This window comes from Cytophaga aurantiaca DSM 3654, assembly GCF_000379725.1.
Classification (GTDB): Bacteria; Bacteroidota; Bacteroidia; order Cytophagales; family Cytophagaceae; genus Cytophaga; species Cytophaga aurantiaca.
In genome coordinates this window covers 126,553-139,879 of record NZ_KB903643.1, presented here as the reverse complement: position 1 = coordinate 139,879, position 13,327 = coordinate 126,553, and the positions used below count along the sequence as shown (strand labels likewise).

Genomic DNA, 13,327 nt, shown 5'->3' with positions numbered 1-13,327 from the left:
TAAATAATCTTAATTCAAAAAATGTCAACATCATAGAGCACATAGTGGTTGGCCGAAAAGACATAACGGAGAACTTCATAGATTTATATCAGGGCTGCCGAGCGGCCTTCCTCTAAACAAATCAATCTGCTCTTGCGCTAACGGCTGACAGTTCACCGCAATGAATACAAATTACAACAAGAAAGGTTAATACCCTGTAATTACAAATGCTCCCCAATAATATGGATGAGGATACTCTTTACGAACCATGTTCTGTGCAAGAAGGAATGCTTGATGTATAGTTTTGCCCTCCCCCAGATTTTTGTAGAAATACGACATTAACAACTGAGTGGTATGATCATCTACTTTCCATAGAGAAGATATTACATAATGAGCACCTGCTATTTGAAGTGCACGTTTCAATCCATATACACCTTCAAAACCAGCGTTCTCTCCAAGTCCAGTTTCACATGCTGATAAAACTACCATAGATGTACCTTCTAAATCCATATCTTTTACCTCATAAGCTGTCACTATACCATTTTCTCCATTGGTATTTCTGTAAGCATTATTTGCTCCTGCAAGTGCAATACCTGAATATAACATAGCGTCAAAACTTCCGCTCGTAGAAGGCATGAAGAATCCATGTGTTGCTACATGTAAAATAGATACATTTGTGGTCTTCTTAAAGTTTGATTCAGTAGCGGAGTCTTCCTCCAGAATTGTGGCTGAAATATTTCGTGATTGAAAATTTTCACAAATATTTTTAATCTCAACTGCAGTACCCGGAAGTGGCGTGAATGTAGCATCTTGTAATGCACCTTGAAAACTTCTTGTTGGTGCAGATTCCCAATTTTGCTGAATCACTTCTTCACCTAAAGCGCTATAATCTGGATTGCCAAATAACGCAATCCTTGTATTGGATGATTGCTGCTTCGAATCTAAAATTTCTTTTGTATTATTCAGATAAACAACCTTGTATTTATCTGCAATATAGGCATCCTTCGAAAGGAAGGTCTGTACATTCATTAAATGATAAATTCCATCAGGTGAAAAATAAAGTGTTTTTATTTTTCGACTCGTAAGTAGACTATCAATTCGATTCCACATAATTGAATAACTCAAGGTATCTTTCAATCGCGCAGTAATCGAATTTCTATAAAAAGCATATATATGCTTTTCCGTATATATAGAATCTTTCAAATAAAGTACAACAGGATGATCTTTGGTTTTGGCATCCATATACAATACATAATATAAAAAATCTGTACCACTATCTGCTTTAACAATTTCAATCGCTGCCTGTCCTCCTTTTAATTTTTTCTGAATGTCTTTCCATGTAGCTTTTATCATTGGAGACATTGAATTCATTCCAACATGCTGTTCCAGCAGTTGTTCTTTTTCATTAATTTCTTTTTCAATCTGATCAATTGATATATTATTTAATGTTAACTCTTCAGGCGAAAATAGTGTATACCTGGAAAATGCATTTTTAAGGGCAATAAGTTTTTTGTAATCAGAAATGAGAGTAGTATCTTTTGACGCTACTATTTTCCGTTTTAAAGCAATTTCATTTCCAAGTAAAAAACCTTTATTGCGAATAACTTCATTGTAAAAATCTCCTAAAAATTGAAAATCTATTTTTATAGGTTCCGGATCCTCATATTCAGATGTAGAAGAATAGGGATTATTTCCGGCATGAGAAAAGGTATAACACTTGGCATAAAATCCTTGTGCTTGTTTTTGATATTTCGAAAAATACATCCGCTTCGAGTAACTACTCAGATGTGGAAATACATTATCTATTTGTGCTTGTTTAGATTGAAAATACAAATCAAAACATTTTTTTGTTTCAGCTGAAGTACTTGCATACATGGCACGTTTAAACAACGATTTTTGCAGTTGCTCAGAATACATGGGATAATAATCAAGTAGCATTTGCAAGGTAGTATCCAGAAGCTGCTGACACTCCTCTGGGCTATAAGTAGCATCTGGTGCATAATTTCCACCGTTGTAAAAAATTACATTTTCCAGCGCCACAATACTTAATGGATGATATACGCCCAATTCTGCCTGACACACATTCGAAACGCGTCGAACAAATTTGGAATCATCTCTCCTATTGTTATCAAGTTCCATTGATAATAATAGATTTTTTATTGTATATATATTAAAATTGGTGGTCATTTCTCCATTGGTTGGTTCTGGATAGAGAATATAACGGTCAAGTCCAATAAAACTAAGGTCTTTCTGTTTAAGAAAATACATAAATCCCGATAATGATTCAAAATTTTGCAACACTATAAATTCAGGTATTCCATTAAAATCAATCCAATACGTTTTTCTGAATGATGTTAAAATAGTATCACCTGCAGCATACATGTTCATGAGTGCATAGATTCGTAACAACCTACCTCCAATAATAAAATGATCATTTTTAAATGGATATATTTCAATCAATAATTTTTCTGATTCTTCAAACTGATAATTTTCAAAATAGAAATCAGAATGGAAAATATGAATTAAGTAGTCGTATTGTAATCGTAAATCTTGATCTTTAAAATTGGTTGTCAATTGTTTGGCAAAATTAATTTTTTCTGGAATTCCATCCATTTTCATATTATTGAGATCCTTTCTCATATCGATTAACATTCCAGAAATGCTATCAGAAAAAATATCATCATTAAGTGTTGAATAATAATTCGAATTTTGAAGTTTATTATTAAAAAAATACTCCCTTATCTGATTATTGAAAATATGCCTCACTTCATTATCCTTAGTTTTTAAATAATAATATTTATGCATACTATAAAAACCTTTATTTTTAAAATACAGATTAGCCAATATCTTAGAGAATCCGGTTGTATTAGTAGGATATTTTAATTTATAATATAGTTCAAAATCCGAAATGCTAAAATTAGATTTTCCTGTTAATCCAATCAAGTATTCTAACAGACAACTCGAAGAACCTTCTTTTTGAGCAGCTATTAATAATTCAAAAAAACGATTATTGTTTTGAGAAACTAATTCTAAAATGTAACCTTCCGTTTGTTTCTTATAAACGTCAAAGCAATACTCAAAATCTATTGCCTGTATAAATCCAGTTGTATCTAAAGGATATTTGAAAAAATAGTAATTCTTATAAGTATTAAAATCAAATCCCGAATGAGTAGTTAATGAAACCAATGAATCTTCTAGTTGATGCGTAAACTTTTTATCGTCTTTTATTTTCTGAAGAGTAATTAACACATCAAAAAAAGGATTCTTAGATTCTTTCATTATTTGCAGAAATAATTTCAAATAATCAAAATGATCGATTGCATTTATATATCCTTTCTCTGCAATTGAGATTTTATTCGGCAGGTTACTTCTGCTATTAATTCCATCAAAATATGCTATTTTAGAAGTACCATCTGGATTCATAATCATACCCAAATAAAATGGTTCCAAGTTTTTCATACAACCTATATACCTAGTACCATTCGGATATGTTCTCCATCCAAAATAGAACTCCTGCTTCTTCTCCAAAACAATCACCGTAGAACGATCTTTTAATTGCGCAATACCTGAATATTCGCTGATAGTATTGTTATAATATTTATCCCTAGAATTAAAGGAAATCATATTCCCATTCTTAAAATAATACGTCCCTTTGTTGATGTTGTCAATTGAATTGGCAACCATTCCCAGAACAAGAGAATCCCCATTTGGATAATAAACTACACCTGATTGAAGAAAATAATATCCATCATTTTTAGTAATGCCTTTAAAAATAGTTCCGTTTGTATAATAGATTGAATTTATAATACTGGGATTGTTAACATTAGCAAAAATACTTTTCTCAAACCATCCTTCATATTTATTACCATCCGTATCTATCATTGTGTATGCACCATTGCCTGATATGCAGGCATCAAATTCTCCAATAAAAATAGTGCCATCTTCATTCTTTATATAAGTGGCTCCAGCCTTATGTGTAATAGTATCACAATATGATTTCCTGTAAGTACCATTCGGATAAAAATATTCACATTCTTTAACATATTTCCCCTTTTGTAGTGTCCCTTTAAAGTGAAAAATTAGCGTATCATTTTCATACACATCAAGTTCTCCTGAGCCTTCTGCGTATCCATCTTGACAGGATCCATCCCAACTACACGTACGGATATCAAGTTCAGACATCATATAAACCTGACAATTATTCTTATTGTCTTTTATATACCCTTGTCCAAAAGAATATAACGTAACAAGCGAAAAAAGAAAAAGAAAAAAAGAAGACTTGGATGGTAAATAAACGAACATTTTTTGCAGGTTTAACAGTTGTTATTAATAGTATGCCACTATAATCTTTGAATAAATGAACAAAGTGTATGTGAACTAATAATATATATTTTTATTTCAATAAACACAAAATTCACAAAAATTTATATAATAGTATTTTTTCCTATCTAATAACTGCCTTACCTGTATAATTTTCTGCCCTGTTTGTACGAACTCTAAACTTCCCATTAAGTTCGCCGTGGTTGTGAGGTAAGGAATCTGATATGGTTACCAAACTCGGCGGAAAGGGCGAAGAATCATTTAATATTTTATCAATAAAGCTTCGCCAAATAGTATTTCATTTGTCCCATTTGTATACAGACAACCTTGAGTTTCTATTGGACCACTATATGATTTTTCAAGTAAAGGATTTTTACTTAAATAAATTTTTATTGAAAAATCAGTATCGTATTTTTCTGGAAATACTATCTCACAATCTATATAATTCAGCGCAGATACACGGACATATCGAATGGTTTTTCCTTTTGGAATAGCTAAAGATTTCATACCGTCCGCATCAATCTTATGATCCAATTTAAACGCTCTGCCTAACGAATCTCTTGCAAAAATAGTAGCCGATGTAACAATGCTACTATCTTGAAGGCAAAATATTTGTACAGACACATGTACTTTTTTATCCGATTTTTTTTCCTCTATAACTTCTTTTTGTGAAGGAAATATCTGAAAGAATTTTAGTTGAACTGAATCTTTCATTATTTCATACATACCTGCCGAAGTACAGGTATTAAAGCATGCATCACCATACACTATTTCAAACCTGCCGCTATCAAAGAGTTCAATCCATCCGCTAATATATCCAGCACTATCCTTATATACATATTTTCCGGTTTGCGCCTTTAAACTACTTATTGAAAGAAAACATACGATGCATATAAAGAAATATCTATTCATGTTTTATGATTTAAAGCTCGTTTATATTACGACTTCGTATTTGTTGGTGTGAGAGTGAACATTTGGCCAGCGACTGCAAGGTATTAATTTCCGCCCTGTTTGTACTAACTCTCACTCCTTGATGGTATCCATCACTTTAAACTAACCACAAATCAACTCGCTGTTGTGCCTTTTCTGGCCAACAGCCCACTACTCTATCCTCTATAATGAGTTAACAAATCATCACTGAAATCATCCTCTAAATAATGTATCGCGCTTGAATATATATATATTCTTCTGGTAAGTTACAAAGACCTGCTTTTACTGGATTGAAATGGATATAATCTAACTTTTGTTGAAATATAACATCATCATACAATTCAATCGACCTGCCATTCCGTTTCCAAAAATGATATGCTCTGTCCTTCTGAGTAGATTTGAAAATTAATAATACATTAGGATGATGTATTTCTAAATCTCTTTTTATTTGTTTGCTACATCCTTCCAAAAATTGTTTCTGAACTTCTGACGGATCAATATCTCCTTTCACCTGCCAGATAATGTGAATATGATTGTCCATTACACAATAAGCGTATACAATCAATTGTTTTTTGTTTACCTGCTCTTTTAATTGTACTAAAACAATGTCTTTATATTTTTCTGGTTTTAATAATTTTTTCCAATCTCGAACCGTAGCAGTAAAAAATACTGGGTAATAAATAATCTTTTCCATAGGATAAGAAAATTACTTATTGCTTCATTTTATTCAAATTATCAAAAGTTAAATAATATTTGAATAAAAGACTTAACATCACACAGCAGTTGGTTGTTGGCCAGAAAAGGCACAACAACGAGTTGAGTGGTGGCTCAGGTAAGAATGGGGAGCACCAACAACAGTAGAAAATAAAACCTTTATTGTTATCCTTTGAAAAGTTACCTAGAACTTTATCTAATGGACTATCGGGCTTTCCTGCAAAAACGTAATGATCTTTTCGCAGTTCATTTAGTATTTCTAATGATTCAAAAATATTTTTATAATTATTTGTTGGGCATTTTTTTATTAATGTCTTCATAATGATTTCTAAGTCTCTAAATACCCCAACTTTCCCCAAATAAACAACCAATGTTAAAAACAAAAAACCCCGCTGCTCTAACACACCGGGGTTTCTAATATTAAAAAGCGTTTACTAATTACGCCAATTGTTTCTTCATAACGTTTGCCATTGTCTCACCGATATCAGCCGGAGATTGTACAACGTGAATACCGCACTCAGCCATGATCTTCATCTTCGCTGCTGCTGTATCGTCTGCACCACCAACGATTGCACCTGCGTGACCCATACGACGTCCCGGAGGAGCTGTTTGTCCTGCGATGAAACCAACTACCGGTTTTGTACCGTGTGCCTTGATCCACTTCGCAGCGTCGCCTTCCAACTGACCACCAATTTCACCGATCATGATGATACCATCTGTTTCCGGATCGTTCATCAATAATTCAACCGCTTCTTTCGTAGTAGTACCAATGATTGGATCACCACCAATACCGATTGCAGTAGAAATACCGTAACCTGATTTCACGATCTGATCTGCTGCTTCGTATGTCAACGTACCTGATTTAGATACGATACCGATTCTGCCTTTCTTGAAAATGAAACCCGGCATGATACCAACTTTCGCTTCGCCTGGAGTAATAACACCCGGACAGTTTGGCCCGATCAATGTTACTTTTCTTTTTGTAACGTATGCTTTTGCATCAATCATATCGCTCACCGGAATACCTTCCGTGATACAGATAATAACTTTAATGCCGCCATCTGCTGCTTCCATGATTGCATCCGCAGCAAAAGCTGGTGGAACAAAGATGATCGAAACATCTGCACCTGTTTTAGCAACTGCATCTGCTACTGTATTGAATACCGGTTTATCTAAGTGCAAAGAACCGCCTTTACCTGGAGTCACACCACCAACTAAGTTTGTTCCATACTCAATCATTTGTTGTGCATGGAAACTTCCTTCCGTACCAGTAAAACCCTGTACGATAACTTTTGAATTTTTATTAACTAGAACGCTCATTTTTTGTATAGCTAAAGGATTAAGTATTACAAAAATAAAATTTTTTGGGGGTAAAAAAAGCCGAACCCGATTAAAATTACTGTGAATCTTCTTTTCGTGGACAACTTAGTGCCTTCTAGGGATAATATAGACGACCCGGACCATGGCCACAAAATACCCATCCAGACCGAAGCGGGTTCCCCGAAGCTGACCGGGTGCAGTGGACGAAACATAGGAATACCCGTCTGAAGTGGTTAAAATGGGATATCCGAGCTCGTTTTGAATGTAGTTGAGGTCTCTGTTTTTCCCTGTATATGAATCGGTTGCTTCGGCAGAGCGGTTTGAGAAGTATTTAGCATCCTTGCTTTCCAAAGTCGAAGGATCGACATAGGTTCCCTTGGCATCGTCCAGATAATCGGTAAACGTAAACCGGTAGCCCAATTCAAATTCAACATCAAAGTGGTTGCTAATTTTATATTGTACCCCCAACGAAACCGGAATGTATGCGGTAAAGGATGAATAGGATTTGTTTTCGGTATGCATGGGTTGAAGATTGTGCCAATATCCGGCAGAGTCTTTCGCCTGCGGATTGGAATACAGCAAACCCACACCAAATGTTGCAAAGCCATTGAACTTTTTGCGTTTTGCAAAATAATCGTTGCAAGGCAAAAACTCATAGCGCCCGTGCACACCCAGTTCTACCACATCGTTGCGCATGTGTAGATTGCGGACATAGGCATTTGAATGCAATTTATCTCCGGGAGAAACAACCAGATCGTCGTCTGCAACCAGACGGATATAATTGATATCGGCAGTAAAAGCAATGTGTGCGGTAAGTTTATTGAGGTACTGCAAGCCAAGTCCCCAGCGGGTTGTCTGAATACCGGAAGATACATCTCCGAAAAAATACGTGCCCATGGTATTTACTCCAAAGGAATAATAGTCTGCTCCCCTGCCTTTCTTTTGAGCGAAAGAAGGGTACTGTATGCAAAGAATTCCAATAAGAAAAATCAGGCGTTTTATCACAGCTACGGTTAGATACTAGTTAAAACTTATATGGTAAATATAACGAAAAAGTAACTGGAATGTTAATTAGTTATTCGTACTGCTTAAAGCAAATAAAATAAAACCGTCACATAAATGTGACGGCAACGAAAGCCTAGCATTTCTTAATCAAAGGGATGCTGGGCTTTCGTTACCGTTGGCTTTAGCCAACGGTTAAATATAAAGTTAGAAAACTATGGAATGATAAGTGCAATAAAAAGCACAAGCGAATGCTTGCGCTAGCCTACGCACGGTCACCCTTGGGGCGATGCCCCAAGTTATAATATGATAGGCTTACAGCCTATATCCGACGAAAAAACAATCTGACAATTTTTATTTAAATACAGTTACAAATTATTCAATGACTTTATATCTGTACTATAAAAATTTTGTCATGATATGAATTATGTTACCCGCAAAACAGCGGATCGTTATTGGTCGCCACAGACTGTAAGTCTGTAATAACAAAACTTGGGGCATCGCCCCAAGAATATAGCTAGCAGATTATTGAATTCATAACTCATAATTCAATAGCGGTATTTCTCCTTCCATCTCTTTTGCAGAAACGTTCTCAGCTCCTGCTCTCTTGCGTTGTTGCCGGGTTCGTAGATTTTTTTGCCGGATAGTTTGTCGGGCATGTATTCCTGTTCTACAAAATTATTATCGTAGGAATGTGCGTACTTATATTCTTTGCCGTAATCCAGATTTTTCATGAGTTTGGTTGGTGCATTGCGTAGATGCAATGGCACAGGAAGATCTCCCATAGATCGCACCAACTGCTGCGCTTCACCGATGGCCATGTAGGAGGCATTGCTTTTCGGTGAAGAGGCAAGGTATGTTGTAACCTGAGATAAAATAATTCTGGATTCGGGCCAGCCGATAAAACGTACGGCATCAAAGGCTGTAGTAGCCATCACAAGTGCTGTAGGGTTGGCATTACCAATATCTTCGGAAGCTAAAATCAACAACCGGCGTGCAATGAATTCCACTTCTTCTCCCCCTTCGATCATACGTGCAAGCCAGTATACTGCTGCATTGGGATCACTTCCGCGAACGGATTTAATGAATGCCGAAATGATGTCGTAATGCATCTCTCCATTCTTATCGTAAGAGGCTACTTTCTTTTGCGCGATCTTCTGTACATATTCATCGGTAATAACTATGTCTCCTTTGCCCGATGCATCGATCACAAGTTCCAGTAAGTTCAAGAGCTTTCGTGCATCGCCACCGGATAAACGCAGCAGCGATTCGTGTTCTTTTATGGCAACTTTTTTTGTTTTTAAATATTCATCTGTTGCCAATGCATGATGCAATAAAGTTACAAGCTCTTCTTCACTCAAGGGCTGCAATACATACACCTGACAACGTGATAGCAAAGCGGGAATTACTTCGAAGGACGGATTCTCTGTAGTAGCACCGATCAACTGAATGATCCCTTTTTCAACTGCACCCAGCAAGGCGTCCTGCTGCGATTTGCTGAAGCGGTGAATTTCATCAATGAAAAGAACAGCTTTACCTTCCTGCTGTGCATTGGCAATTACTTCACGTACTTCTTTCACACCCGAACTGATGGCAGAAAGTGTATAGAATGGTAGTCCGACCGTTGTAGCCAGCAATTGTGCAAGCGTGGTTTTACCCACACCGGGCGGTCCCCACAAGATCATCGATGGAATTTTCCCTTCTTCCACAAAACGTCTGAAAACCATACCTTCACCGATAAGGTGTTGTTGTCCATATACATCCTCAATATTTTTAGGACGCATGCGTTCTGCCAAAGGAATCAATTGCATAGTTGTGTTGTGAATTAAAGCCGGAATTAAATCTTTTCTTAGCTACTGCAAGCTAGCTTTAGTAAATTTACATAAAATTGTCTATCAATAATAGAGATAATCATTACTTATCCGTCACATAAATGTGTCGGCAATGAAAGCCGGACTTCTCTTACCCAAAGAGATGTTTTGCTTTCATTGCCGTTGGCTAAAGCCAACGGTTAAATAGTTAGGGAATTCCCAATATTTCAACAAATCAACAATGAATCGAATACTGCGTGCACATATTTTTTTAGCAATACTTACGATTATTTCAGGCTTCAATTATACCATTGCAAAAAAAGTAATGCCGGAGTTCATTCAACCTTCCAGCATCATCTGGATTCGGATGAGTTGTACATCGCTTTTCTTTTTTGCGTTTATTTTTCTGAGCAAACGTTCTTTTAAAATCGAACAAAAGGATTATCTACGACTTTTTTTATGTGCTGTTTTTGGCATTACCATCAATCAGATCTTTTTCTTTGAAGGATTGAATCTTACTTCACCCATTAATACATCGTTGATCATGGCAGGTATACCGATCACGGTATTTGTATTGTCTATTATTTTTCTGAAAGATAAAATGACCTTCTGGAATGTTGCGGGATTGTTATTAAGTGCAACCGGCGCGGTCATTCTGCTGTTGGATTCGAAAGGGAAATTTGAAGGTTTATTTATCGGCGATGTATTTATTTTAGTAAATGCAATTTCATACGGCATCTTCTTAATTCTTGCGCGCCAGCTCATGCGGACCTATGATTCCGTTACGGTAATCTTCTGGATTTTTTTAATGGGAACCTTCCTGAGTTTCCCTTATTGTTATTCAAGATATATCGATACCGATTGGCTGCACATCCCAACGTATGCATGGCTTTCATTGGGCTTTATCGTGGTGTTTGCAACGATCGTAAATTACTATATCGGTGTAGATGTATTGAAAGATGTGAGTCCGGCAGTTTCCAGTATGTATGTCTATATACAGCCCATCGTTACTACTTTAGTAGCCCTGTATTTCGGGTCAGACAAAATGGACGGACAGAAATTGATCAGTTCTGTAGCTATTTTACTGGGGGTGTATCTGGTCAGCAAAAGTTCAGAAAACAAAAAGGTTGCTAAAAGTACCGATTAAACAGGTATTTCTTAAAATATAAAAAGCTAATTAAAAGGCATTTATACCCACTATCAGAATTAAATATACCTCTTTTCAAATCTCCGAATCAGATTTTTAATATTATTGGACGTATTTTGAGGTGCGGATTAAAATTAAAAAGTATAATTTCTAGTACTTGAATAAAATAAGGTTATTTTTGTATAAATAAGTACAATCAATTTACACTAGGTAATTTATAATTATGAACATCTTTGTTGGAAGCCTTCCATTCAGTTTAGAAGAAAACGAATTAAGAGAATTTTTTGAAGAGTATGGTGAAGTAAGTTCAGTGAAAATCATCTCTGACAAATTCACAGGAAGAAGCAAAGGCTTCGGTTTTGTTGAAATGCCGGATGATGCAAAAGCACAAAAAGCAATCGACGAACTAAACGGTGCTGAAGTTAACGGACGTACAATCGTTGTTAACAAATCAGAAGAGAAAAAAGATGGTCCAAGAAGAAGTGGATTCAGTGGTGGTGGAAACAGCGGTGGCGGTGGCTACGGCGGCGGTAACCGTGGCGGTGGCTATGGTGGCGGCGGTGGTTACGGCGGTGGCGGTGGCGGCAACAGCCGTGGTTTCGGCGGAAGCGGAAACGGACGCAACAGCAGAGGTGATCGTTAATTCACACACACTCTTATAGATTTTAAAAGGCCATGCGAATTCGCGTGGCCTTTTTTTGTTTCAGTATTTTCAGCTAAAATTTCCTGCTCTTTAAGCAAACAGGATACAAGCTTTTTTGTACATTTATTGAACTGATTTGTTTTTAATAATGAATAAAATAAAACTGTTTGGAGAAAGAAATACCGGCACCAATTACGTAGCAAAATTAATAACCATAAATGCTGCTGATAAGATCGAATGGATGCGAAGCGGTGTTCCCAGACGCAAACTTTTCAAGTTTTCAGAATTTACTAAAGATCTGTTCTTCTTTTTTACAGCCAGATACAACCTGGGATGGAAACATGCAGAAGTGAAAATGAAACACGTATTAAATCATAGGCATTTAGCGGATATTCATTTTATAACAATCTCCAAAAACCCCTACTCATTTTTACTTTCGTTATATAAAAGACCCTATCATTATAAATACAAAAAAGAAAAACCGGACACCTTCATTGATTTCCTGAAGATGCAATGGCAAGCACAAGGCAGAGATATGAGTGGTAAAGATTTTTACACAAATCCGATCCATTTATGGAACGAAAAAAATCGTTCGTATTTAAAATTAAAAAAAGAGCTTCCCGATCAAACACTAACCTTAACGTACGAAGCAGTACTTGAAGATTATGAATCTGAATTAAAAAAAGTTTTTATTTTTTTAAAGATGAATCAACAGAAGTCTTTTGAAAACTTCTTCCAATCAACAAAGAGTGATGCCAAATCGCATTCATTTTATCAGGATTATTATCTAAACGAAAACTGGAGAACTGAATTATCTGATACGGAAATTGCATATATAAATCAGCATTTGGATAAAGATGTAGTTGAAGCATTCAATTATACATTATTGTAAGATATACCCAAACCCTTTGCTGCACTTGAAGATTAGTAATCATTTTTCAAATTAAACCATAAGTATGATGAAATACTCCGTTAACGATGGCTTCCCCTATTACATTGAATGCGCCGGCGATCAGAATTACATGGATCTCTTCCTGTCAAAAGAGAACATGAAATTACTCCATTCAATTAACGAAGAAAAATCTACGTACAGATATGCTCCCGGTAAATGGAGCATTAAACAGATCCTTGGTCACATCACCGATCACGAGCGCATCATGATATACCGCATCTTACGGTTCAGCAAAAAAGACCCTACACTCCTACCCGGTTATGATCAGAATGTTTTTATGGAGAACAGCCGTTTTGATGAACTGCCGTACAAACAATTACTTGCAGACTTTGAAAATGTACGCAATGCCAGCATCAGTTTTATTCATACATTATCTTCGGAGCAATTAAAGCTTACAGGAAAAGCATGGATATTTGAAATGACGGTAGAAGATTTTCTTAAAGCTACGATCGGTCATGAGGTGCATCACATCGAAATTATTAAAGAGCGGTATTTAGCTTGATCACACA

General features: G+C 36.0%; 10 protein-coding genes. 4 read left to right on the top strand and 6 right to left on the bottom strand.

The features are described 5' to 3' along the window. Positions 1-186: 186 nt before the first annotated feature. The 6 genes from A3EE_RS0111910 to A3EE_RS0111880 all read right to left on the bottom strand — a co-directional run bounded on the left by A3EE_RS0111910 (position 187) and on the right by A3EE_RS0111880 (position 10,076). Positions 187-4,080 carry a CHAT domain-containing protein gene (locus tag A3EE_RS0111910; protein WP_157446997.1) on the bottom strand — a complete coding sequence of 1,298 codons (3,894 nt, stop codon included), beginning with the start codon at positions 4,078-4,080 and terminating at the stop codon, positions 187-189. Between the two features lie 480 nt (positions 4,081-4,560). Further along, on the bottom strand, positions 4,561-5,211 hold the full coding sequence (locus A3EE_RS0111905; protein WP_018343675.1) for a hypothetical protein: 651 nt from the start codon (positions 5,209-5,211) through the stop codon (positions 4,561-4,563). Positions 5,212-5,449: 238 nt separating this feature from the next. After that, on the bottom strand, positions 5,450-5,923 hold the full coding sequence (locus A3EE_RS0111900) for an REP-associated tyrosine transposase (RefSeq protein WP_018343674.1): 474 nt from the start codon (positions 5,921-5,923) through the stop codon (positions 5,450-5,452). Positions 5,924-6,381: 458 nt separating this feature from the next. After that, on the bottom strand, positions 6,382-7,263 hold the full coding sequence (gene sucD / locus A3EE_RS0111890; protein WP_018343672.1) for a succinate--CoA ligase subunit alpha: 882 nt from the start codon (positions 7,261-7,263) through the stop codon (positions 6,382-6,384). Between the two features lie 105 nt (positions 7,264-7,368). Continuing rightward, positions 7,369-8,268, bottom strand: coding sequence for a DUF6089 family protein (locus A3EE_RS0111885; RefSeq protein WP_018343671.1), 900 nt, complete (start codon positions 8,266-8,268; stop codon positions 7,369-7,371). A 545-nt stretch (positions 8,269-8,813) separates the two neighbouring features. Continuing rightward, entirely contained in the window at positions 8,814-10,076 is a 1,263-nt protein-coding gene (locus A3EE_RS0111880; protein ID WP_018343670.1) for a replication-associated recombination protein A, read from the bottom strand. A gap of 241 nt (positions 10,077-10,317) precedes the next feature. Here A3EE_RS0111880 and A3EE_RS0111875 point away from each other — a divergent pair, with 241 nt between their 5' ends. The 4 genes from A3EE_RS0111875 (at position 10,318) to A3EE_RS0111860 (ending at position 13,320) form a co-directional block, all read left to right on the top strand. Beyond that, positions 10,318-11,223 (top strand): DMT family transporter, encoded by a 906-nt coding sequence (locus A3EE_RS0111875; RefSeq protein ID WP_018343669.1) that lies wholly within the window; start codon positions 10,318-10,320, stop codon positions 11,221-11,223. Between the two features lie 223 nt (positions 11,224-11,446). After that, positions 11,447-11,866 (top strand): RNA recognition motif domain-containing protein, encoded by a 420-nt coding sequence (locus tag A3EE_RS0111870; protein WP_018343668.1) that lies wholly within the window; start codon positions 11,447-11,449, stop codon positions 11,864-11,866. Positions 11,867-12,014: 148 nt separating this feature from the next. Then, positions 12,015-12,758: a sulfotransferase domain-containing protein gene (locus A3EE_RS0111865; RefSeq protein ID WP_018343667.1), complete on the top strand. Its 744-nt coding sequence runs from the start codon at positions 12,015-12,017 to the stop codon at positions 12,756-12,758. Positions 12,759-12,822: 64 nt separating this feature from the next. Then, the gene (locus A3EE_RS0111860) at positions 12,823-13,320 is read left to right on the top strand and encodes a DinB family protein (protein WP_018343666.1); all 498 of its coding nucleotides are present in this window, start codon (positions 12,823-12,825) and stop codon (positions 13,318-13,320) included. The last annotated feature ends 7 nt before the right edge of the window (positions 13,321-13,327 follow it).